Source organism: Micromonospora sp. NPDC005171, assembly GCF_040608575.1.
In the GTDB taxonomy this organism is placed as follows: Bacteria; Actinomycetota; Actinomycetes; order Mycobacteriales; family Micromonosporaceae; genus Micromonospora.
Genome location: NZ_JBEXIM010000003.1, coordinates 138,654 through 160,674 on the forward strand (window position 1 = coordinate 138,654; position 22,021 = coordinate 160,674).

20 protein-coding genes and 1 tRNA gene are annotated in these 22,021 nt (G+C 72.0%); 9 read left to right on the top strand and 12 right to left on the bottom strand.

The features are described from left to right. Positions 1–19 precede the first annotated feature (19 nt). Complete coding sequence (locus ABZU74_RS07205; RefSeq protein ID WP_355419392.1) at positions 20–1,243, bottom strand: DUF4032 domain-containing protein; 1,224 nt, start codon at positions 1,241–1,243, stop codon at positions 20–22. A gap of 119 nt (positions 1,244–1,362) precedes the next feature. Between ABZU74_RS07205 and ABZU74_RS07210 the strand changes: the two genes are divergently transcribed. Together ABZU74_RS07210 and ABZU74_RS07215 are read left to right on the top strand one after the other, a co-directional pair. Further along, positions 1,363–2,100, top strand: coding sequence for a phosphatase PAP2 family protein (locus ABZU74_RS07210; protein ID WP_355419749.1), 738 nt, complete (start codon positions 1,363–1,365; stop codon positions 2,098–2,100). An 11-nt stretch (positions 2,101–2,111) separates the two neighbouring features. Next, the gene (locus ABZU74_RS07215) at positions 2,112–3,347 is read left to right on the top strand and encodes an APC family permease (protein ID WP_355419394.1); all 1,236 of its coding nucleotides are present in this window, start codon (positions 2,112–2,114) and stop codon (positions 3,345–3,347) included. A gap of 19 nt (positions 3,348–3,366) precedes the next feature. Here the strand turns inward: ABZU74_RS07215 and ABZU74_RS07220 are convergent, their stop codons facing one another. The 4 genes from ABZU74_RS07220 to ABZU74_RS07235 are packed head-to-tail and all read right to left on the bottom strand — an operon-like array spanning position 3,367 to position 10,033. Further along, positions 3,367–4,152, bottom strand: coding sequence for an ABC transporter permease (locus ABZU74_RS07220; RefSeq protein ID WP_355419396.1), 786 nt, complete (start codon positions 4,150–4,152; stop codon positions 3,367–3,369). Then, positions 4,149–5,138 (bottom strand): ATP-binding cassette domain-containing protein, encoded by a 990-nt coding sequence (locus ABZU74_RS07225; RefSeq protein WP_355419398.1) that lies wholly within the window; start codon positions 5,136–5,138, stop codon positions 4,149–4,151. The genes ABZU74_RS07220 and ABZU74_RS07225 overlap by 4 nt, the downstream gene beginning before the upstream one ends. A gap of 30 nt (positions 5,139–5,168) precedes the next feature. Continuing rightward, the gene (locus ABZU74_RS07230) at positions 5,169–8,021 is read right to left on the bottom strand and encodes a BTAD domain-containing putative transcriptional regulator (RefSeq protein WP_355419400.1); all 2,853 of its coding nucleotides are present in this window, start codon (positions 8,019–8,021) and stop codon (positions 5,169–5,171) included. 50 nt (positions 8,022–8,071) lie between these two features. Beyond that, on the bottom strand, positions 8,072–10,033 hold the full coding sequence (locus tag ABZU74_RS07235; protein WP_355419402.1) for an NAD-binding protein: 1,962 nt from the start codon (positions 10,031–10,033) through the stop codon (positions 8,072–8,074). 95 nt (positions 10,034–10,128) lie between these two features. On the opposite strand from ABZU74_RS07235, the gene ABZU74_RS07240 reads away from it, so the two are divergent. From ABZU74_RS07240 to ABZU74_RS07255, 4 genes are all read left to right on the top strand, one after another. Beyond that, the gene (locus ABZU74_RS07240) at positions 10,129–10,617 is read left to right on the top strand and encodes an MSMEG_6728 family protein (RefSeq protein WP_355419404.1); all 489 of its coding nucleotides are present in this window, start codon (positions 10,129–10,131) and stop codon (positions 10,615–10,617) included. A 25-nt stretch (positions 10,618–10,642) separates the two neighbouring features. After that, the gene (locus ABZU74_RS07245; protein WP_355419406.1) at positions 10,643–12,190 is read left to right on the top strand and encodes an FAD-dependent oxidoreductase; all 1,548 of its coding nucleotides are present in this window, start codon (positions 10,643–10,645) and stop codon (positions 12,188–12,190) included. Positions 12,191–12,257: 67 nt separating this feature from the next. After that, positions 12,258–13,466 carry a hypothetical protein gene (locus ABZU74_RS07250; RefSeq protein WP_355419408.1) on the top strand — a complete coding sequence of 403 codons (1,209 nt, stop codon included), beginning with the start codon at positions 12,258–12,260 and terminating at the stop codon, positions 13,464–13,466. A gap of 248 nt (positions 13,467–13,714) precedes the next feature. Beyond that, on the top strand, positions 13,715–14,158 hold the full coding sequence (locus ABZU74_RS07255; protein WP_124818902.1) for an HNH endonuclease: 444 nt from the start codon (positions 13,715–13,717) through the stop codon (positions 14,156–14,158). A gap of 70 nt (positions 14,159–14,228) precedes the next feature. Here ABZU74_RS07255 and ABZU74_RS07260 read toward each other — a convergent pair whose 3' ends face one another. Together ABZU74_RS07260 and ABZU74_RS07265 are read right to left on the bottom strand one after the other, a co-directional pair. After that, positions 14,229–15,863, bottom strand: a complete 1,635-nt coding sequence (locus ABZU74_RS07260) for a protein kinase (RefSeq protein WP_355419410.1) — start codon at positions 15,861–15,863, stop codon at positions 14,229–14,231. Between the two features lie 111 nt (positions 15,864–15,974). After that, positions 15,975–16,742: an enoyl-CoA hydratase/isomerase family protein gene (locus ABZU74_RS07265; protein ID WP_355419412.1), complete on the bottom strand. Its 768-nt coding sequence runs from the start codon at positions 16,740–16,742 to the stop codon at positions 15,975–15,977. 261 nt (positions 16,743–17,003) lie between these two features. Here ABZU74_RS07265 and ABZU74_RS07270 point away from each other — a divergent pair, with 261 nt between their 5' ends. Then, positions 17,004–17,555, top strand: coding sequence for a hypothetical protein (locus ABZU74_RS07270; RefSeq protein WP_355419414.1), 552 nt, complete (start codon positions 17,004–17,006; stop codon positions 17,553–17,555). Here ABZU74_RS07270 and ABZU74_RS07275 read toward each other — a convergent pair. From ABZU74_RS07275 to ABZU74_RS07290, 4 genes are all read right to left on the bottom strand, one after another. Continuing rightward, positions 17,543–18,187 carry a histidine phosphatase family protein gene (locus ABZU74_RS07275; protein WP_355419416.1) on the bottom strand — a complete coding sequence of 215 codons (645 nt, stop codon included), beginning with the start codon at positions 18,185–18,187 and terminating at the stop codon, positions 17,543–17,545. The genes ABZU74_RS07270 and ABZU74_RS07275 overlap by 13 nt on opposite strands. Positions 18,188–18,479: 292 nt before the next feature. Further along, on the bottom strand, positions 18,480–18,899 hold the full coding sequence (locus ABZU74_RS07280) for a VOC family protein (protein WP_355419418.1): 420 nt from the start codon (positions 18,897–18,899) through the stop codon (positions 18,480–18,482). 35 nt (positions 18,900–18,934) lie between these two features. Next, positions 18,935–19,336, bottom strand: coding sequence for an AraC family transcriptional regulator (locus tag ABZU74_RS07285; RefSeq protein WP_355419420.1), 402 nt, complete (start codon positions 19,334–19,336; stop codon positions 18,935–18,937). A gap of 173 nt (positions 19,337–19,509) precedes the next feature. Continuing rightward, the gene (locus tag ABZU74_RS07290; RefSeq protein WP_355419422.1) at positions 19,510–20,214 is read right to left on the bottom strand and encodes a hypothetical protein; all 705 of its coding nucleotides are present in this window, start codon (positions 20,212–20,214) and stop codon (positions 19,510–19,512) included. Here ABZU74_RS07290 and ABZU74_RS07295 point away from each other — a divergent pair. Further along, the gene (locus tag ABZU74_RS07295; protein ID WP_355419426.1) at positions 20,195–20,449 is read left to right on the top strand and encodes an ATP-grasp domain-containing protein; all 255 of its coding nucleotides are present in this window, start codon (positions 20,195–20,197) and stop codon (positions 20,447–20,449) included. The genes ABZU74_RS07290 and ABZU74_RS07295 overlap by 20 nt on opposite strands. Before the next feature lie 57 nt (positions 20,450–20,506). Here the strand turns inward: ABZU74_RS07295 and ABZU74_RS07300 are convergent. After that, positions 20,507–20,583: transfer RNA gene (locus tag ABZU74_RS07300), tRNA-Thr, on the bottom strand. Between the two features lie 341 nt (positions 20,584–20,924). Here ABZU74_RS07300 and ugpC point away from each other — a divergent pair. Beyond that, entirely contained in the window at positions 20,925–22,016 is a 1,092-nt protein-coding gene (ugpC, locus tag ABZU74_RS07305) for a sn-glycerol-3-phosphate ABC transporter ATP-binding protein UgpC (RefSeq protein WP_355419428.1), read from the top strand. The last annotated feature ends 5 nt before the right edge of the window (positions 22,017–22,021 follow it).

A 22,021-nucleotide genomic window follows, 5' to 3' on the forward strand; every position in this document is an offset into this window, starting at 1 on the left:
CCAGAAACCAGGCTGGGCCCTAGCTCAGGCTGTCGACTTCCACGCCGAGGACGGCCTGCTCGTCGGGGCGGTGCACCAGCACATCGGACAGATACGACTGAACCGCGTGGCGCATCCCGACGTCCCGGCCGGCCTGCTCGGAGAGCAACCACTTGTGCTCGATGATCTGGGCGAAGAGCTCCTGCGGCTCCAGCTTGCGGCGCAGATGCGTGGGGACGGCCCGAACCACCGGCTCGAAGACCTCGGTGAGCCAGCGGTGGGCGGCCTGCTGCTCGTCGATCAGGTCGCTCTCCGCGCGATAGGCGTCCAGGTCGTTGAGCAGCTTGCGCGCCTGGTTCTCCTCGGCGTCCAGCCCGGTCAGCCGCAGCAGCCGCCGGGTGTGGTAGCCGGCGTCGACGACCTTCGGCCGGACCAGGAAACGCCCACCGTCGATGGACGACATGGCCACCTCGGCGACGTCGAAGCCCAGCTCGTTGAGGCGGCGGATGCGGCCCTCGATGTCGTGCCGGGCTTCCCGCTCGATCGCCTGCTCATAGGTGATCTCGTGCCAGAGCCGCTCGTAGCGCTGCACGACCTCCTCGCAGACCACCTCCGGGTCGATGGACTCGTGCAGCAGGCCGGCGGCCTGCAGGTCCAGCGCCTCACCGAAGATGTTCACCCGGGCGATCTCCAGGTCCTCGCCGCGCTGACCGTTGGAGAGCGAGTTGTGCAGGGCACCCGTCTCCGCGTCCACCAGGTAGGCGGCGAAGGCGCCCGCGTCCCGCCGGAACAGCGTGTTCGACAGCGAGCAGTCACCCCAGAAGAAACCGGTCAGGTGCATCCGCACGATCAGGGCGGCGAGCGCGTCGAGCAGCCGGCTCATCGTCTCCGGCCGAAGGGTGTGCGAGAAGAGCGCCCGGTACGGCAGCGAGAACTGCAGGTGCCGGGTGATCAGCACCGATTCGAGCGGCTCCCCGTCCTCGGTCTGCCGGTCGGCGACCACCGCCACCGCCTCGACCGACGGAAAGTCGATCCGCTCCAGGGCCCGGAGCAGGTCGTACTCCCGCTCGGCGATCCGCTCGCGGGTCTCCTTGAAGGCGTACACGTAGTCGCCCAACCGGACGAACCGGACGATGTGCCGGGAGATGCCCTGCGGCAGCGCGACCAGGTGTTGGGCAGGCCACTCCTCCAGCGGTGTCGACCACGGCAGGTCGAGCAGCGCCGGGTCCACGAGGGCAGACGTGATCCGCACGGGCACAAGCATGACTGGTCGCCCCCGCATCCGCCCCTGATCGTGGTTGGGCCCACAGCGCCGCACACCCGGGCCTCGCGCCGGGCCGGTAGCGTGGTCGCGTGCTCAAACCCACAGCGGTACGACGTGACCTGCGGCTACGGCCCGTCCGCCCGGCCGGCTGGTGGTTCGACGCGCTTCTACTGGTCGGTCTGGTCGGGTTGACGGTCGCGCTCGCCGCCGATCAGCTCTTCGGGCTGGACCGGGCGGTCGCCGACTGGGCCGACGGGCACCGGCCGACGGTCGCCTACTGGGTGGCCCGGGTGCTCAACCTGCTCGGCCAGGGCACCCCACTGACCTTGATCGCCGCCGGGTTGGGCGTGCTGCTGGCCGTCCGGCTGCGGTCGGTGCGGCCGATCCTGCCGCCGGTGGTCGGCTTCGTGCTGACCTACTTGACGATCGGTCCGCTCAAGGTCTGGACCGCGCGGGCGGCGCCGAGCGCCAGCGTCAAGGAGCCGTTCCTGTCGCCCGAGCAGACCCTGCCGCTCTTCCACGACGACCTGCCGGTCCGGTTCGCCCAGTCCTACCCGTCGGGGCACGTCGCCAACGCCATCGTCTGGTACGGCGTCATCGCATTGCTGCTCGCCCCGCTGGCCCGCAGCTTCGGCCGGCACTTACCGGCCCGGCTCGTCACCGTGATCCGCGTCGTGCCGCCGCTGGTCGTCCTCACCACCACCACCTACCTCGGCTGGCACTGGCTGACCGACTCGGTGGCCGGGCTGTTGCTGGGGCTGTTCCTGGACCGGCTGCTGCACCGGGTGCCCTGGGACGATCTGCCGCTCCCCGGCCGGCTACGGGAATGGGACCGGCCGTTCACCTCGTACCCCTAGAGTTTCGGTTCGTGAACCAACTGGCGCGGCGACTGGGCGTACCCGATGCGGTTGTCATCGGGTTGGGCTCGATGCTCGGCGCGGGCGTCTTCGTGGTCTTCGGCCCGGCGGTGGCGGCGGCCGGCGGCGCCGGCCTGCTGCCCGCGCTGGTGCTGGCCGGCTTCGTCGCCTTCTGCAACGCGACCAGTTCGGCGCGGCTCGCGGCCCGTTACCCGGAGTCCGGCGGCACCTACGTCTACGGCCGGGAGCGCCTCGGGCCGTTCGCCGGTTTCCTGGCCGGCTGGGGCTTCGTGGTCGGCAAGACGGCGAGCTGCGCGGCGATGGCGTTGACGATCGGGGCGTACCTCTGGCCGGGCCAGAGCCGGCTGGTCGCCGTCGCCGCCGTGCTCGCGGTGACCGCTGTGAACCTGCGCGGCATCGGCAAGACCGCCACGGTGACCAGGGCGTTGGTCGCGCTGGTGCTCGCGGTGCTGGCCCTCGTCACTGTCGTCGGCCTGCTGGGCGGGCCGGTGCACCTGGACCGGCTCGGCGAGCCCGGCGGCTCGGCACGGGGTGTGCTCACCGCTGCCGGGTTGCTGTTCTTCGCCTTCGCCGGGTACGCCCGGATCGCCACGCTCGGCGAGGAGGTCCGCGATCCGCAGCGGACCATCCCGCGTGCGGTGCCGCTGGCGCTCGGCGTGGTGCTCGCGATCTACCTGGTGCTGGCCGTGGTCGCCCTCGGCGTGCTCGGCGGCGACCGGCTGGCCGCTTCCGACGCGCCCCTTGTCGACGTGGTGACCGCCGCCGGGCTGCCCGGCCTGGCGTGGGTGGTCCGCGCCGGTGCCACAATCGCCGTCGTCGGGGTGCTGCTGTCCCTGGTCGCCGGCGTCGGCCGGACCACCCTCGCGATGGCCCGCCGCCGTGACCTGCCCGGCGCGCTGGCCGCGGTGCACCCGGTGCACCAGGTGCCGCACCGGGCCGAGTTGGCGGTCGCCGCCGTGGTGATCGTGGTGGTGCTGCTCGGCGACGTACGCCACGCCATCGGTTTCTCGAGCTGCACGGTGCTCGTCTACTACGCGATCACCAACGCGGCGGCGCTCACCCTGGGCCGGGACCCGGACCGGCGCTTGCCGGTCCGGGTGCTCGCCGGTCTGGGGCTGGCCGGTTGTCTGCTGCTGGCGGTCAACCTGCCGCTGGGCAGCGTTCTCGCCGGCTTCGGTGTCCTCGCCGTCGGCGCCGCCTTCTACGCCCTGCGGGCCCGCCGCTGACCCGGGCAGCCGGCCGGAGTCAGCGACTCAACCGCTGGTAGCGGCGCACCGCGAGCGGAGCAAACGTCGCGATCAGCAGCACCGGCCACAGCACCGCCAACAGCATCGCGTGCTCCGCCGGCCAGGAGTCGCCACCCAGCCCCGGGTTGCCGAACAGTTCGCGGATCGCCGCGACGGTCGCCGACAACGGATTCCACTCCGAGATCGTCCCGATGACCGACGGCATCAGCTCGGGAGACACGAACACGTTGGAGATCGCGGTGAACGGAAACGCCGCCGGAAAGACGATCACGCCGACCGTCTCCGGGTTGCGGACCAGCAGCGCCAGGTATATGCCGACCCAGGTGATGGCGATTCGCAGCAGCAGGAGGAGCCCGACGGCGAGCAGCGCCTTACCGACGCCCTGCCGCCACTGCCACCCGACGAGCAGCCCACAGATCAGCAGGGTGGACATCTCCAGCAGGGCGCGCAGCAGGTCGGCGGCGCTGCGACCGGTCATCAGGGCGGACCGGGCCATCGGCATCGACCGGAACCGGTCGACCACACCCCGGCTGAGGTCCAGCGCCACGCCGGTCGCGGTCGCCCCCAGCCCGTACAGCATCGTCATCACGAAGACCCCCGGCAGCAGGAACTCGCGGTAGTTGCCACCACCGGACACCTGCATGCCGCTTCCGAACACGTACCCGAAGACCAGCACGAACATGATCGGCAGCGAGAAGTAGAGGATCAGCTCCTCCGGCGCGCGGACCACGTGGATCATGTTCCGCCTGGTCATCGTCCAACCGTCGGCGATCACAGTGGTCATGCCACGTCCGCCTTCCGTCCGGCGGCCACTGGTTCCCGGGCCTCATCCGGCCGGTGCCCGGTCAGGTGGAGAAACGCCTCGTCCAACGTCGCGCGCCGCAGGCCGACGTCCTCGACGGCGATCCCGGCGTCGTCCAGGCCGCGGACCACGTCGACCAGGCCGGCGACGCGATCGACCACCGGCACGCTGAGCCGGCGGACCTCCGGGTCGAGTTCGGGCTCCGCGCCGCAGATCGCCGCGACGACGCGGCCAGCGTGGCTCAACTCGGCCGCGTCGCGGACCACCACCTCGATCCGGTCACCACCGGTCATCGCCTTCAACTGGTCCGGCGAACCCTCGGCCACCACCCGACCGGAGTCGATCACCGAGATCCGGTCGGCCAGCTGATCGGCCTCCTCCAGGTACTGCGTGGTGAGCAGCACAGTCGTCCCCTCCGCGACGAGACCACGGACCAGGTCCCACACCTGGTTGCGACTGCGCGGGTCCAGGCCGGTCGTCGGCTCGTCCAGGAAGAGCACACGCGGCGTGCGGATCAGGCTGGCGGCGAGGTCCAGTCGGCGGCGCATCCCACCCGAGTACTCACCGGCGGACCGGCTCGCCGCCTCGTCGAGCCCGAACCGTTCGAGCAGTTCACCGGCGCGACGGCGGGCCTCCCGTCGGTCGAGCCGGAACAGCCGGCCGAACAGCTCCAGGTTCTGTCGACCGCTGAGGATCTCGTCGACCGCGGCGTACTGCCCGGTCAGCCCGATCCGGGCGCGCACCTCGTCCGGCTGGCGCAGCACGTCGTACCCGGCCACTGTGGCCTGTCCCGTGTCGAAGCGCAGCAGCGTGGTGAGGATCCGTACGGCAGTCGTCTTGCCCGCGCCGTTCGGTCCCAGCAGTCCGTGGACCGTGCCGGCCGGCACTGTCAGGTCGAACGTGTCGAGCGCGCGGGTCGGGCCGTACCGCTTGCCCAGACCCTCGGCGACCACCTCGAATGTCGTCATGCCCCCACGGTGCGGTCGGGCGCTGACGGATCACGCACCGTCCGCTGACGGCGACGCACCGGCCTGCTCCGCCTCGGTGATCTCGGCAAGGGCGAGGAGGATCTCGGCGCGGGCGGCCTCGCCGACGTACCAGCCGGTGAGCCCACCGGCCAGCGCCTCCTCGCAGAACCGCCTCGCCTCGGCCAGCTCACCGCGCAGTCGGGCCACCTGGGCGAGGCCGAGTCGGGCGCTGGCCACGAACTCGGGCGCGCCGCTGCGCTGCGCGAGGAGCAGCGCACCGGCGAAGTCGTCGTGCGCCGCCGCGAGGTCACCGGCGCGCAGCCTTATCTCACCCCGGGTACGCAGCATGTCGGACTGGTCGACGGCCGAGCCGAGCGCCTCGACCAGTCCCATGGCCTCATCCATGTGGGCGCCCGCCGCCTCCGGATCACCCTGCCAGGCAGCCAGTTCCCCGAGCGCACCGAGGGTGATCATGGCGCCCCACCGGTCCCCGGTGCTACGGAAGCCGTCGAGCGCGGTGGCCAGCGCGGTCCTGGCCCGGTCCCACTGGCCGCTCCACATCAGCGCCGAGCCGCTGCCCATCGCGCCGAGCGCGTTGATCCACACGTCCGGGCCGACCAGCCGTCGCAGCTCCCCCATCAGCTCGTCGACATCCTCGGCACCACCGGACGGCGGCCCGGTCGAGATCCCCGACAGGTACAGCAGGAACGGCTGTCGCGGCGGCCGGTCGAGACTGCGGATCACCGACGACTGCGTCCCGACAGACGGCAGGTAGCCCGAGCCCGCGAGCGAGGCGTTGTAGACGCAGAGGGCGAACTCCTCAGCCAGCCCCGGCGGCGCCTCGGTGCCGAGCAGCTCAAGGACGTCCGCGGCGAGCCGCGCCCCTTCCCCGCGCATGCCGCGCAGCCACCAGTAGAACGACAGGGCCGCGACCATCGCCGCCGCATCGGAGGCGTCACCGGCCGCGGTGGCCCGGCGCAACGCCGCGTGCAGGTTGTCCCGCTCCGCGTCGAGCCGTCGCAACCAGTGCAGCTGCTCCGCGCACCGGAGGTGGTCGCTTGCGGTCCAGGCGAACTCCAGGAAGTACGCCGTGTGCGCGCGGCGAAGCTGGTCGACCTCACCGGCCTCGGCGAGACGCTCGGCGCAGAAGGCCCGCACCGTTTCGAGCATCCGGTACCGGCCGCCGGTCATCTCCACGAAGGACTTGTCGACCAGACCGGTGAGCGCGTCGACGAACTCGGCGGTGGGCAGGCCGCAGACCCGCCCGGCCGCCTCCAGCGTGGCCCCACCAGCGAAGACGGTCAGCCGTCGGGCCACATCCCGTTCGGCGTCGTCGAGCAGATCCCAGCTCCACTCGACCACGGCCCGGAGGGTGCGGTGTCGCGGCGACACGGCCCGGTTACCCGTCGACAGCAGCCGGAACCGGTCGTCGAGACGGGCGGCCACCTCGGCGACGGACAGCGCCCGCAGTCGCGCGGCGGCCAACTCGATCGCCAACGGCAGGCCGTCCAGGCTGCGGCAGATCCGCAACACCATCTCGACGTTGACCGGCGTGACGCTGAAGTCGGGCGCGACGTCGACGGCCCGCTGGACGAAGAGGCCGACCGCCGGGTACTCGTCGGCGTCCAGCGCGGACGCGCCGAGCGGTGGCAGGGTGAGCCCGGACAGCAGGCACAGCGCCTCGCCGGCCAGCCCGAGCGGCTCCCGACTGGTGGCCAGGACGCGCATCGCCGGGCACGCGCTCAACAACCGGGACGCCAGTCGGGCCGCGTCGACGAGGACGTGCTCGCAGTTGTCGAGCACCAGCAGCAGCCGCCGCTCGGCCAGCGCCTCGACCAGCCGATCGGTAGTCTGCCAACCGGGCTCGGCCGGGGCGCGCAGGCCCGCGTCACGCAGGCCGAGCGCGCTCAGCACCGCCTGCGGTACGTCCGAACCGTCGGCCAACCCGGCCAGCTCGACGAAACGGACCTCCCCGTCGACCCGGCCCGCAGCCTCGATCGCCAGGCGCGTCTTGCCCGCTCCCCCGGGGCCGGTGAGGGTGACGAGCCGACGCTCGCCGAGCAGGTCACCGACACGCTTGAGCTCGTCCTCCCGCCCGACGAACGTGGTGAGCTGGCTCGGCAGCGCCGGCTCGGCCGACAGGCGTTCCTCACCACGCAGCACCGCCAGGTGGATCGCGGCCAGCTCCGCCGAAGGGTCGGCGCCCAACTGCTCGGCCAGGGTGCGCCGGGCGTCCTCGAACTCGGCCAGCGCCTCCGCCGGCCGACCCAGCGCGGCCAGGGCGCGCAGGAGCTGGCCCCGCGGGCGCTCCCGCAACGGATGCGCGACGACCAGTTCCCGCAGCTCCGCGACCAGCGCCACGGACGCGCCCAACGCCAGATCGGCCTCGACCCGATCCTCGATCGCGGCCAGCCGCAGCTCGTCCAACCGGGCCGCCTGCACGGGAGCGCCGGCAGGGCCGATGGCATCGGCCAGAGCGGAACCACGCCACAGCTCCAGCGCCTCGCGCAATACCGCCGACGCCCGGGGCCAGTCGCCGTCGACGAGCGCGCGGCGACCCGCCTCGGCGAGCCGCTCGAACCGGTACGCGTCGACATCCTCGGGATCCACGGCGAGGCGGTAGCCGGCCGGGTGGAACTCGACCGGGTCGTGCCCGACCGGCAATGCCTGGCGCAGCCGCGACACCTGGGACTGGAGCGCGTTGGCCGCGCCCCGGGGCGGATGCTCCCCGTACAGGCCGTCGATCAGGCGCTCGGCGGAGACCACCCGGCCCGCGTCGAGCAGGAGGAGCGCCAGCAACGCGCGCAGCCGCGGACCGCCCACGGGGACCTCTCGCCCGTCGGCCAGCACCACCTGGGTCGGCCCCAGGATGCGGAAACGCATGCCATGGATTGTCGCTCAACGCCTACCGATTCCGGCCGCGCCGGTTGCCGTCAGCTCACCTCGCCGGTCCCGTCATGCCGGCGGGTCAGCTCACGTTCGTCAACCGGGCCGCCGTTGGTTGTCGAGGGCGCTTCCCCGCCGGGGGGTGCCACGCCGCTCAGTGAGCCTGTCTGGCCCGGCACCGAGGGAGCTGCGGCCGCCGGGGCGTGCACCCCACCGTGGACCGACCCGGCCGGCCGAGGGACCGGGGCCTGGTGGGCCGGCGGGGCGCACTGCCGGGTCAGCCAGTCCAATCCGCGCCGCCGGGCGACAACTGTCAACCGGTCACCGGCGAAGATCACCTGCCGGGGGTCGAGGTCCTTCCACCAGATCGTCCTGGCGCCGCCGGCCGGGGTACGCGCGATCAACCGGACCTGCCCGTCCCGGTTGACCACGTCCAGCGGTCGACCGTCCAGCTCGGAGCCGGGGGCGACCGGCACCTCGGCGACCGGCAGCGCGTGCCTGTCGACCGGGATGGTGCTGATCACGGCACGTTCGGTGAGCGCCCCGATGAATGCCGGGGCGGCCAGGTAGGAGACCGACCGGGACACCCCGAGCGCGAAGGTCTCCTCCACCCGTTCGGCGAAGTCACCGTCGAAGAGGCGAAGCACCACGCGCAGGTCGGCACGGAGATCGCGGGCGGCGAGCGCCGCCTCCAGGTTGGCCACGTCGTCGGTGGACGCCACCACCAGCGCCTGGCAGTCGGCCACCGAGGCGGCGACAAGCGTCTCCGGCAACGCGGCGTCGCCGACGATCAGCGGCACCTCCAGTTGGCGGGCCAGGGCCGCGCCGCGCGGCTCCGCGGTCTTGTCGATGGCCACCACCTCGACGTCGTACTCGCGCAGCTGCGCCATCACCCGCGTGCCGACGTTGCCCAGGCCGATCACCACGACGTGCCCGACGCGCGCGGGTTGCAGGCGGCCGGTGTGCAGGGCCAGCCGGGCGTTGACGATGCCGTCCACCACCACTGCGGTGATCAGTGGGATCAGCGCCAACCCGGCCAGGTTGAGCACCACCTGCATGATCTGCGCGTCCGCCGCCTTTGTGGTGTCCGGGTCGGCGCCGCTGAGCGTGGTTACGAGCGTCAGGTACAGCGCCTCCAGCGGAGAGACGTCCTCGGCGCGGGAGATCAGCGCCCCCAGCACCGCGATCAGCGCGAGCACCACCATCACCGCGATGCCGATCTTGCGGGTGGCGAAGCCGCGGACCGCGCCCATCACCACCGCGACCGGGCGGCGCCGCCGACGCGCGCGGACCAGCCGGCGGGCGGCGACCTCGGTGCCCGGTGGCTGGCCGGTCGCCTCGGCGAGCACCAGGTCGGCGCCGGCCTGATCGGCGGGCAGCAACTCCACCCCCTGCGCCTCGCTGAGGTGCGCCAACGCGCACACCACGTCCTGCGGACGTACGTCGGCCCGCCGTGCCACCCGCAGTGTCTTGTCCCGATGTTGGAAGGAACTGGGGTCGACCTCGTTGAGCGCGGCGGCCACGAAGGCCGGCGCGGCCATCTCGGCGTCGGAGAGCACCTCGACCGGGGCCTTAAGCAGCTTGCGTACGCCGTCGGCGAGGGTGCCGTTGAACATCCGCAGCACCTGGCGGACCCGCTGGTCGACAGCCTGGGCGCAGAGCGCGGCGTGCAGGTTGCCGACGTCGTCCTGGTGCAGCAGGGCCAGCCCGGTCGCGCCGGCCAGGCCGGCGGCTTCGAAGGTGGCCACGTCCAGCCGGTCCGAGCGGACCACCCGGACCCCGCGCAGCCCGGCCACGTCCGGCCCGTTGCTGCGGTAACGCTCGGGCACCACTACTGTCACCCGGGCTCCACCCGCCGGCAGTTCGGATTCGAGCATCGCCCGGGCCACGTAGTAGGCGAGCGCGTCCTTTCCGCAGATCACGTAGTGCGGGCGCGGGTCACCGACGGATCGCAGCCGCCAGTTCCACTCGACCGCCCGTCGCGCCCGGTCCCGCCACGGCTCCGCCATGCCCGGATCGTAATCAGCACGGCCATGGTGGGCGACCCCGTCCGGATCATCCCGTGACCAGGTATGTCCGCTCCGGCGACGGGTAGAGCACCGACATGCAGACGTTCCTCCCGTACCCGGGCTTTCTGGCCAGCGCCCGCGCGCTGGACCAGAAGCGGCTGGGCAAGCAGCGGGTGGAGGCCATCCAGGTGCTGCGCGGGCTCACCCGACCCGGGTACGGCTGGCGCAACCACCCGGCCGTGAAGATGTGGGCCGGGTACGAGGAGGCGCTCGTCCGCTACGGGCTGGACATGTGTGCGGTCTGGACCGAGCCGGGGCGGGCCGACACCTGCGCCACCACGATGACCGTCGACCTCGCCGCCGCCTGCGGGGCCGGCGTGATACGGACCCAGGACGAGTTGGCCCGAGCCGGTGAGCTGCCACCGTGGCTGGGCCGCGACGACCTGCACCTGAGCCACCGTTCGTCGCTGCTGCGTAAGGACCCGGCGCACTACCGCCCGCTGTTCGGCGACGACGTGCCAGCGGATCTGGAGTACGTCTGGCCCGGCTCCGACCGCCCCCGCCGTTGCTTACCGGACGGCTAAGCCGCAGGTGGGGCAGACTGGGCCCATGGCGCTGTCCCAAGTGGTAGGTCGGCTGATCGGCGTACGGCAGCATCAGGTGGACCCGGGCGGTGGTGGCGCCGACCGGGTGCCGCGATCGACCACGGCGCTGGTGGTTGGTGGCGGCATCGCCGGCATGTCGGCGGCGGTGGTGCTTGCCGAACGGGGTGTGGCGGTCACGGTGCTGGAGGCGGCACCGACGCTCGGCGGTCGACTGGGCGCCTGGCCGGAGGCCCTCGCCGACGGCAGCCAGCAGAACGAGCACGGCTTCCACGCGTTCTTCCGGCAGTACTACAACTGGCGTTCCATCCTCCGCCGGATCGACAGTGACCTGGGCTTCCTCAAGCCCATTCCGGGCTACCCGATTCTCAGCGAGCAGTGGCCGACCGAGGAGTTCGGCAAGTTGCCGCCCGCGCCGCCGGCGAACCTGCTCGCGCTGCTGCTGCGCAGCCCCAGCCTGCGCCTGGCCGACCTGCGACTGATGGACCGGGACGCGGCGCTGCCGCTGCTCAGCTACGACCCGGTGCGCACCTACGCCGAACTGGACGACGCCACAGCCGACGAGCTGCTGGCGTCGCTGCGGCTGCCGGACCGGGCGCGGGCGATGCTGTTCGAAGTCTTCTCGCACTCGTTCTTCAACCACGAGGCGGAGATGTCGGCGGCCGAGATGGTCGCCCAGTTCCACTTCTACCTGCTCGGCAACCCGGAGGGGTTGGCCTTCGACTGCCCGGACGAGGACTACGCCACGGCGATCTGGGAGCCGCTGACCCGGCACGTGGAGAAGCACGGCGGCCGGGTCCTGACCGGTTGCGCCGCCACCGGGGTGCACCGCGACGCCGAGGGTTGGCTGGTGACGACCACCGACGGCGGCAGCCACCCGGCGGGCCACGTCGTGCTCGCCGTCGACCCGCCGGCGCTCGCGGCGCTGGTCGCCGCCTCCCCGGACCTGGCCGAGCAGGCCCCCGAGCTGGCCGCACGGATGCCTGCCTTCGGCACCCCCGGCCCGCCGTACGCGGTGGCGCGCTACTGGTGTGACGGGGACGTGGCCGCCGAACGGGCGGTGTTCAGCGGCGTCTCCCGCCAGCCCACTCTGGACTCGGTGACGCTCTACCACCGCTTGGAGGACGAGCCGCGGCGCTGGGCGCAGCAGACCGGCGGGTCGGTCATCGAGCTGCACGCGTACGCCTGCGAACCCGGCGTGCCGGCCGAGGAACTGGCCGAGCGGATGCGCCGCGAGCTTGTCGCGCTCTGGCCGGAGGCCGGCGACCTGCGGGTCCGCGAGCTGCGGGCCCGGGTGGAGGCGCAGGCGCCGGCGTTCACGCCGGGCAGCCACGCCTGGCGACCGGGGGTACGCACCGACGCGGACGGCCTCTACCTGGCCGGCGACGGCATCGCCACGGACTTCCCGAGCGCGTTGATGGAACGCTCGGCCGCGACCGGGATCATCGCCGCGAACCACATCCTGCGCGCCGAGGGTGGCGCGGCAGAGCCGGTGCGCTCGATCCGACCGCGCGGGCTGCTGGCCGGCAGGCTGAATCGACAAAACACCACATAAGCCCCGATTCGCTGCCGTACGCTCGAATGATCAACCGTCGATCGGCCGGGCGGGAGGGCAGCGGGAGATGTCACCACTGCACCACGCCGGAGCCGAGGACGGCTCGTCGATCGACGAGATCGGCCGCGACGACGCGTACCCGCTGACCCGCGACGAGCGCGCCTGCATCGTCACCGCGCTCCGGCTGGGTTGGTGGATGGCGGACGCCTACCACCACGGGCAGCACGCGGAGCCGCGCGCCTTCGTCGAGGCCCGCCCGGCCGTACCGCCGGCCAAACTCTCCAACCTCACCGAGATGTCCGCCCACCGGCGGATGCGGATGTACCTCGACGGGGTGGACGTCGCCCTGGCCCAGATCGCCGACCTCACCCGGCACACCGGGCCGGTGCCCGACACGTCGGCGGCCCGTGCCCTGCTGCCCGACCTGGGTCAGCCCGACCCCGCCGACCCGGTGCCGCTGCTGCTCGCCCTCGACGACCTCAACGTGGAGGTGCTGCGCTGGGCGATGGCCGCCAACCACCGGGTCGGGCTCGCCTACCGGCTGGGCCGATCAGTGGCCGACACCGTCCGAGCCGGCGACGTCACACAGTTGCTGCGCCAGTTCGGCGGCCGGCAGGTCCAGATCAGCAGGTGGTTGGACGAACTGGCCAGCGTGCTGCCGCCCTACTCGGCCGCGGTGGTGCGCCGGTCACTGGCCACCTGGGCGAGCGCTGTCGACCGGGCCGGCCACGGGGACCCGACCGAGCCGACGCCCGCCGCCCTGAGCCGGGCGCTGCGCGGCCAGGGTGACCTCTGGCGCGACGTGCTCACCGGCGGTCTGCACCCGCGTGACCTGCTCGACGAGGAGGACTACGCGGTGATCGCCAGGAATCTGATCATCCGGGACCGGCGGCTGGTGGCGCAGGCGGCGCGAGGCATCTTCTGGCCGGTGCTCGTACCCCTGCTGTTGGTGCTCTTCGCTGTGGTCGGGGTGAGTGCCGCCGCGGCCGCCGGCTCACCGACCACTCGGGCCACAGTCGCCCTGGTGGGTCTCGGCGCCGGACTGGCCGCGATCTGGCGGTCGGTCTCCGGGCCCGCGCTGGCGGTCGCCGGTGAGGTCAACCGTCCCCTGTTGGACAGCGAACTCACGGCCCGGATGGCCCTGCGGCTGAACCGGCCGCTGACCACCGCCCAGGCCGCCGCGAAAGCAACACCCCGCACCCGCCGCCAGCGGCGTCCCGAGGAGACGGGCCGATCGAAATACGTTGCCGGTACCTCCCGCGTCGACCTACCGTGAGCGCGCAAGGTCAACCACCACCGCGGGAGCAGCTCATGACGATGTCGCACGTCACCACCGTGCCGTCGACGCTGCTCGGTGACGGTTACCGAGCGGAAGGTCCCCGGGCGGGCTGGCCCGACTGACGCGTAGCCGTACGCGCTGAGCCGCCCCGTCCGACAGCCGGACCGGGCGGCTTCTTGCTGTCCGTCCATCGTTCGCCTTGTTCGTCGTCGCCTTGTTCGTCATCAGCACGGAAGGAGATTCCGGTGGACGCCGTTCTCGTCATCAACGCCGACCTCGGCCCGCTGCACCGGGTCACCGTCCAACACGCCGTCCGCATGCTCTGCCGTCGGGTCGCCGAGATCCACGAGGCCGAGCCAGACCGGGTGATCGGGGTCTTCCCGATGCCCCGGGTGGTGCGGCTGGTCCGCTTCGTGGTCACCCGGTGGAGGTTCAACTCCGGGCCGGCCTGGTCGCGCGCCGGTGTGCTGCGCCGCGACGACAGGTGCTGCGCGTACTGCGGGGGCCCGGCCTCCACCATCGACCACATCCTGCCCCGCTCGCGCGGCGGCCGGAACACCTGGCGGAACACCACCGCCGCCTGCTACGCCTGCAACCAGCGCAAGGGTGACCGGACGCCAGCGGAGGCGGGCATGCCGCTACGCCGGGAGCCGGTGAACCCGGGCTGGGGTGCGCTGGCCGGGCGGTGACGGACCGGCCGGCGGGAACGGGGGGCCGCGTCCCGGGTACGTCCCGGGCGCGGCACCCGCCGGCCCCCGATCAGGCGGTGCCTTCCTTGACCTTCGACTTCAGTTGGCCATTGGGGCACTGCACCCGGATCTCGCTGCGGTACGCCGTGGAGGTCAACTCGACAACGATCTGCCTCGCCGGCCCCGGGTCGTACGCCTCGACCCGAAAATCGGGCGCGAGCACCACCTCGACCACCTCGACCGAATTCCCCACGCAGCGAACGGTGACCGTTCCGCCGCGCGCGTCAACGGGTACGCCGGCGCCGCTGGTGGGGGTCGGCGTGGCCCAGGTCGGGGTCGGGCCCACGGTGGTGGGCGTTGGGCCCGGGGCCGCTGTCCCGCCCGGACCGGTCGCGGGGCCGCTCCGGGTAGCGGGCGCGGTGTTCCTGGTCGGCGACACGGCGGACGGTTCGGCGCCGAGCCCGTCGGTCGGCTCCTCGGCGCGGGGCATCCCCACCGTGGTGGTGCCCGGACCACTGCCGGTCGGCGCGGCGCTCTGCCCCGGACGACGATTGCCGAAGTCGCCGAGCGACCCGGCCAACGCCACCGCAGCGATCACTGCACCGCCGACCGTCAGAATGGCCCGCCCCCGACGCCACGGCCCGCGCGTCATCGGCGCCGCCGAACCGCCGGCCGGCCTGACGCCGGTCGAGCCCTTGCCGATTGGCCCGGTGCCGGTCGGGCCCTTGCCAGTCGGCCCGGTGCCGGTCGGGCCCTTGCCAGTCGGCCCGGTGCCGGTCGGGCCCTTGCCGGTCGGCCCGGTGCCGGTCGGGCCCTTGCCGGTCGGCTCGGTGCTGGTCGGCTCGGCGACGTTTGTCGCCGGTTCGGCGGCGACGGCGGCGCCCTCGGGCGTGGCTCCGCTGGCGGCGGCGAGCAGGATGCGGGCCGCGTCGGCGGCCGGCGGCCGGTCGGCCGGGTCGCCGGCCAGGCACCAGCCGTAGAGCCGGTGCACCTCGGGCGGCACGCCATCGATCTGGGGCAGTTGGTCCGGCTCGACGTGGGTGTGCGCGCGGAGCATCGCGGTCTGCGCCTCGGCGGGCCAGGGCAGCCGGCCGGTGAGCACCCGATAGAGCAGCAGGCCGAGGGCGTAGACGTCGCTGGCCGGCAGCACCTCGCCGGCCTGCAACCGCTCCGGCGCCAGGTACGCCGGTGTGCCCAGCAGCCGCCCCTCGAAGTCGATCTCCGGGGCGCCGGCGGCTGCCGCGATGCCGAAGTCGAGCACCTTCGCGCCGGTAGGCGTGAGCATCACGTTGCCCGGCTTGATGTCGCGGTGCACCAACCCCTGGTCGTGCGCGGCGGCGAGCGCCGAGGCCACCTCGGCGCACACCCGCAGACCGGCGCGTGGCGGCAACGGCCCGACCACCAACCGATGTTCGAGGGTGTGCCCGCCGAGCAACTCCATCACCACGAACGGGACCTGGGCGCCGTCCAATGTCGACTCGCCGTAGTCGTAGACGCCAGTGACGTGCGGATGCGACAGTCGGGCGGCGGCCTTGGCCTCGCCCCGGATCCGCTGTCGGGCGTTGGTGTCCGAGGCGACCAGCACCTTCACCGCCACGTCCCGTTCGAGCACCTCGTCGTACGCCCGGTGCACCGCCGACATGCCGCCACTGCCGAGGCGTTCCAGGAGCCGGTAGCGGCCCGCAAGCAACTGATCACGCTGCACGACGGACAGCCTGCCGTACCGGCGTGAGAACCGGGTACCCGGGATCGAAATATCGCAATGGGTGCGACGCCAGCCGGTCAGCTCCGAATGATCGCGCAGCAGCGTTTGAGGTCAGTCGTCGGTCGGTGGTCGCCAGGCGAAGCGGGGCGTACGCCGTTCGGTGATCGCCGCGACCCCTTCCCGGGCCTCGCCGGTGGTCACCACCTTCCGGTGCCACCAGGCGATCCGTGCCGGCTCGGCCCGATCGTCGATGATCTCCTTGGCGGCGGCGATGCTCAGCGGCGACCGCTGGGCGATCGTCGCGGTCAGTTCGTCCACCCGTGCGGCGAGCCGGTCGGCCGGCAGCACCTCGTCGACCAGGCCGATCCGCAGGGCCCGCTCGGCGTCGATCAGCTCGGCAGTGAACAGCAGATGCTTGGCGGCGGACGGGCCGACCAGTCGGGCCAGCCGGCGCGTCGTCGGTGCCGGATAGACCAGCCCGAGCCGGGCCGGCGGTACGCCGAAACGGGCGTCGTCCGTGGCGATTCGCAGGTCGCAGGCGACCGCGAGCTGAGCCCCACCCCCGACGCAGGCGCCTCGGATGGCGGCGATTGTCGGCTTGGCGAACCGGGCCAGCCGTTCCTCGGCGGCCACCGCGATGCTGGCGTCACCGGCGTCGAGCAGCTCGGCCAGGTCACCGAGGTCGGCGCCCGCGCAGAACGCGTCGCCCGCCCCGGTGAGCACCAACGCCCGTACGGCCGGGTCGGGCTCCAGCCGGTCGAGCAGTTCGGGAAGCTGACGCCACATGGCTGCGGTCATCGCGTTGCGCCGGGCCGGGTTGCTGATGACAACGGTGACGACCGGCCCGGTCACCTCGACTGTCAACTCCGCGTCGGACACATCCGCTCCCTTCCCGCGCCGCTCGTGCGGTCGCCGCCAATGGCCGATCGGCGGCACACCGGTGCGGCGCCCATAACGGCGCGCGCCCGAGGATTGCCGGGCAGCCCAGGAGATGTCGTCGCGGCGCGGCCCGCCGGCCGCCTCTGCCGACTCCGCCCGGCGTACGCGCACCGCTGGAAACAGCCTGGATCAGATGGCGTGGGCGGTCGGGTGTGGTTCGTGCCGGGGGAACCGATGGTCGGGGTCGTACGTCCGACGGGGATGAGACCCGCATCGACGACCGTCGTCACTGTCGCGCTCCTGGCCGCGCTGCTGACCAGTTGCACCAGCGTCGACCGAGCCCCCACCACCACCTCGACCCAGCCCTCGGCGAGCACCGCTGCCGGCCCGACTGCCCCGGCCACCGGCACCTCGCAGCCGACCACCGCACCCACCGTCAGCGCCGGGGCCAACGGTGTGGCCCCCCGAGTGACGTTGCGAATCTCCGGTGGCTTCGCCGGGCGCGGTGAGTCCATCGTCGTCGAGCCGGACGGCCAGTGGACCGTGACGGATCGGGCCGGCAGTCGGCGCAACGGCCGGCTCACCCCTGCCGACCAGGGCACCCTCGCGGGGTTGGCCGCCGACCCCCGGCTCGCCACCGAGGCGCGACAGCCGACCACCGCGACCCGCTGCTCGGACGTGATGCACTACCGCCTCACCGTGGCCAGCAACGACACCGGATACACCACCTGCCCGGACGACGGGACCCCGCCGCCGGCCACCCAGTCGGTGGTCAAGCTGCTGCTGCGGGCCACCGAGACCTACGTCAGATAGTCGGGGGGCAGGCCGGTGCCCCGCAGCTCCGGCGGCAGGTGCGCCACATCGTTGACGGCGATCAGACTCGGCGGGCCGGCCGCGCTGTACCGGATCACGGTCAGCCCGGCGTTGTGCGAGTTCAAGCCCAGCCACCGCCACTCCGGCGCGTCGAGGGCATGCCGCACCAGCCAGGCGATCAGGTAGCTGTGCGTCACGACCAGTTCGCGGACCGGCTCACCGCCGGCAGGCCCCTCGCCGACCGGGCCGGCGAACCGCCGTACCGCGTCCGCCGTCACTCGCGGCCCGTCGACCCGCTCGGCCGCCGAGAACTGGGTCAGAAATTCGGCGTACGCGGGCGGCAGGCCAGCCGGGTCCGTGTCGTGTGGGAGGTGGTCGCCGGCCAACTCCGTCTCGTACACCGGAACCTCGGGCAGCGACTTGGCGATCAGCTCGGCGGTCTGCGCGGCCCGGCGCAGCGGCCCGTGATGAAGGGCGGCGAACCGGCGGGCTCGCAGTCGTTCGCCCAGCAGGGTGGCCTGCCGCCGGCCGCGCTCCGACAGGCCGGTATCCGGTTCGCCGGCATCTGGCCCACTCAGCTCGGACAGATCCTGCTCGGCGTGGCGGGTCAGGTACAGCAATCGGGTCGCCATGGCCCCACCCCAACACACCGGGAGGTACGGGTTCCACCCGCACCTCCCGGTGCTGTCCTGCGGCCGTCGGCTCAGTCGGCCCGAGCGGACGCCGCCCGCGCGAAGGTGACCGACACCCACAGCCAGCTGGCCGTCACCGCCAGGCCGAACGTCCCGCGTCGCCGCCTGCACGATCGCCGAGGCGACGAAGATCGGGCCGGCGAGCACCCCGCCGATCAGCAGCAGACGCTCCCGACCAACAGCGGCCGGTCGTACCACCGGAGACGCCGCGGCCTGGCTCGTCGCCCGCCGCCTACGCCCGGTGGAACATCTGGCCGATGCGGATCCGGTTGCCGAACGGGTCACGGATGCCGAAGTCGATCCCGTACGGGCGCTCGGTCGGCTCGTCGGTGATCTCGACGCCCTTCGCCACAAGATCCTCGTGCGTCTTGCGGGCGTCGTCGGTGGTCATGAAGAGGTACCCACCGAGGGCACCCTTGGTGAGCAGCTCCCGGACCTGCTCGGCGGTGGCCGGGTCCAGCGCGGGCGGGCCCGGCTTCTCCAACAGGATCTCCCGCTCCGGGTCACCGGGCAGGTTGACCGTCAACCACCGCATGAAGCCGAGGTCCTGGTCCGTGTTGACCTCCATGCCGAGCTTGTTGACGTAGAAGTCAAGCGCGGCGTCCTGGTCGAGGACGTATATCTGGGAGCGGCTGATCGCGTTCATTGTCATGCCCATGACGCTAGAGGTAGGCCGTGACCTGCTGCTTATCCAAAACTGCTGGGTCGGGTCCAGGCTTTGGTGAAGCACGACGGCACGTTGGCCGGCGCAACGCGTTGCCGCCGGAAATCCGAGGGCGACTCCCCGACGATCTGCCGGAACGTCCGGCTGAACGTACCCAGGCTGCCGAAGCCGACGGCGTAGCAAATATCCGTTACGTCCCGTTCGGTCTCCACCAACAACGCCATCGCCCGCTCCACCCGGCGACGTTGCAGGTAGCGGTGCGGGGTCTCACCGAAGGTGGCCCGGAAGGTACGGATGAAGTGCGCCTCCGAGACGTGCGCGATCCGGGCCAACGCGGGAATGTCCAGCGGCTCGGCGTACGCCCGGTCCATCGCGTCCCGGGCGCGCAGCATCGCCCGGTTCGACTCCTCCACAGCGCGACTCATCGACCCCCCGGTCTCGCTCCGCTCACCGCCCGGCCCCAGGCTACCGCCAGGAACTCCGTCGCCCGGTCGACCAACCCGCCGCTCGGCTCGGGGCATCCCGCGACCACCACCGCCACCCACGGCTGTGGGGCACCGTGCGCCAGGAGTGACACCGATCGGGTACGGCTGGACTGTCACTTGCAGTAATAGAAGTCGGCGGCCTCACCAGCACCTTTCGGCGCGTTGATCTTCAAGGGCTTCCCGTGATCGTTCATGGTGGTGGTCATCGTCAGTTTCGGGCCCTTGCTGGGGCTCAGCTCCACCTTGATCGAGGTGACCCAGCCCTGGTCGTCGGTGGTGATCGTGAACGGCGACAGGCGTGTGCCGATCGAGACGATGCTCGGCGCACCCACGGGAAGGAACGCAGTGGCGTCCTTGCCGTTCGGGTCGAAACGGCCGGTGTAGGTGTGCGGGTCGACGCGGTCCACCGAGACGATCGACGAGGTGAACGCCTTCAGACCGGTCGGGTCGGCCCAGTCGAAGCGCAGGAAGATATTGTCGGGCTTCACTCGCTTCAGATCGACGTGCACCCAGTCCTTCTCGTCCGACGGCCGTACGTAACTGTCTGTGCCGATCACGATCCGGCTTCCCGCCGACGGGTCTTTCCCGCCGGTGACCGAGACCGTGCTCTGGAAACGGCGCTTCTTCGGGTCGAAGGCGCCCGTGCCGGCGACCTTCTGCCCTTCGGGCAGGCCGCCGCGCACCGCGTACCGGTGCGCAACCCCCTGCGACCGCTGGAGTCCCGCGACCAACTCGGCGCGGACGTCGGGCGTCGGCGACGGCACGGCGGTGGTGGCCTGGACCGGTTTCTCGGCGCGCGTGGGCTCGGCCTTCGGCACCGACCTCGTCGCCGGCTACGGGCACACGCTGCCCTCCGCCATCGTCGTGGACGTAGGACTTGTCGACGGCTCCTGGGCCGTGATCGAGGCAAACGCCGCATGGGCCAGCGGCGCCTACGTAGCGGATCCGGACCTGGTCCTCGACGTCATCCTCCGAGCGGCCAGCCCAACGGCTTCGGTCGCCGCCCGCGATCGACAGTTCATCCGACGGCCTCAGCTGACCCCTGCGTCCTGAGTCTCGTTGAGCGCTTTTCCCTACATGCCATCCGTCAAGCCGTGCGCCTTGTGAAATTGGAGCCCCCGGCCGGGATCGAACCGGCGACATCTCGCTTACAAGGCGAGTGCTCTGGCCAGCTGAGCTACAGGGGCGCGTGCGTCGAGGTCAGCATAGCGACTGACGTCCGGTAATCCCGATCGCGAGGCCTCCCGACCACGGGAATCGTCAACATCCCGACGCAGACGCGTTTCACACTGCGTCGATTGATGTATGACCGTGCCCGAGTGACCGGAATGCGTAGCCCGCCTGGTGGGTTCGACGGCCCCCCGCCTTGGCAGCACGGGTAAACGCGTTTACGGTTCACTGACACGGACGACGACCTGGCGCCCCCCGCGACCGGGCCGCCGTCCGCTGACCGGCACGGACACGTGCCGGTTGCTCCTTCACTCGGATCGTCCGGCACGTTCCTGCCGGTGAAAGGAAGCGCTTCACCATGGCTACGGTCACCTATTCCAAGGCGTCCCGGGTCTACCCGGGCCAAGAGCGTCCCGCCGTCAACGAGCTGGACCTCGAGATCGGCGACGGCGAGTTCCTCGTCCTGGTCGGCCCCTCCGGTTGCGGTAAGTCCACCAGCCTGCGGATGCTCGCCGGCCTGGAGGACGTGGACGCCGGTTCGATCTACATCGACCAGCGTGACGTCACCCACCTTCCCCCGAAGGCCCGTGACATCGCGATGGTCTTCCAGAACTACGCCCTCTACCCGCACATGACGGTGTACGAGAACATGGCGTTCGCCCTGAAGCTGCGCAAGACCTCCAAGTCGGAGATCGACCGGCGGGTCAAGGAGGCGGCCGGGCTGCTCCAGCTGGAGGAATACCTCAGCCGTAAGCCGAAGGCGCTCTCCGGTGGTCAGCGTCAGCGTGTCGCGATGGGCCGGGCGATCGTCCGCGAGCCGCAGGTCTTCCTCATGGACGAGCCGCTGTCGAACCTCGACGCCAAGCTCCGCGTGCAGACCCGTACCCAGATCGCGTCGCTGCAGGCCAAGCTGGGCGTCACCACTGTCTACGTCACGCACGATCAGGTCGAGGCCATGACCATGGGTCACCGGGTCGCGGTGCTGCTCGACGGTGTCCTGCAGCAGGTGGACACCCCGCGGGCGCTATACGACACCCCCGCCAACGTGTTCGTCGCCGGCTTCATGGGCTCTCCCGCCATGAACATCAAGACCGTTCCGCTGAACGAGCGGGGCGCCGAGTTCGCCGAGCTGCAGATCCCGCTGACCCGCGAGCAGGTCGAGGCGGCCCGCGCAGAGGGTGGCGACGGCAAGGTCACCGTGGGCTTCCGTCCGGAGGACTGCGAGCTGGTCAGCCCGACCGAGGGCGGCATGCCGGTCGTGGTCGAGCTGGTCGAGGACCTCGGCTCGGACGCCAACGTCTACGGCCACGCCGCGCTGGGTGGCAACTCGGAGCGCTTCGTCGTCCGCACCGACCGGCGCAACATGCCGAACATGGGTGACACCGTGTTCGTCAAGCCGGTCGCCGGTCGCAGCCACGTCTTCCACGCCTCCACGGGCAGCCGGATCTGACGTAA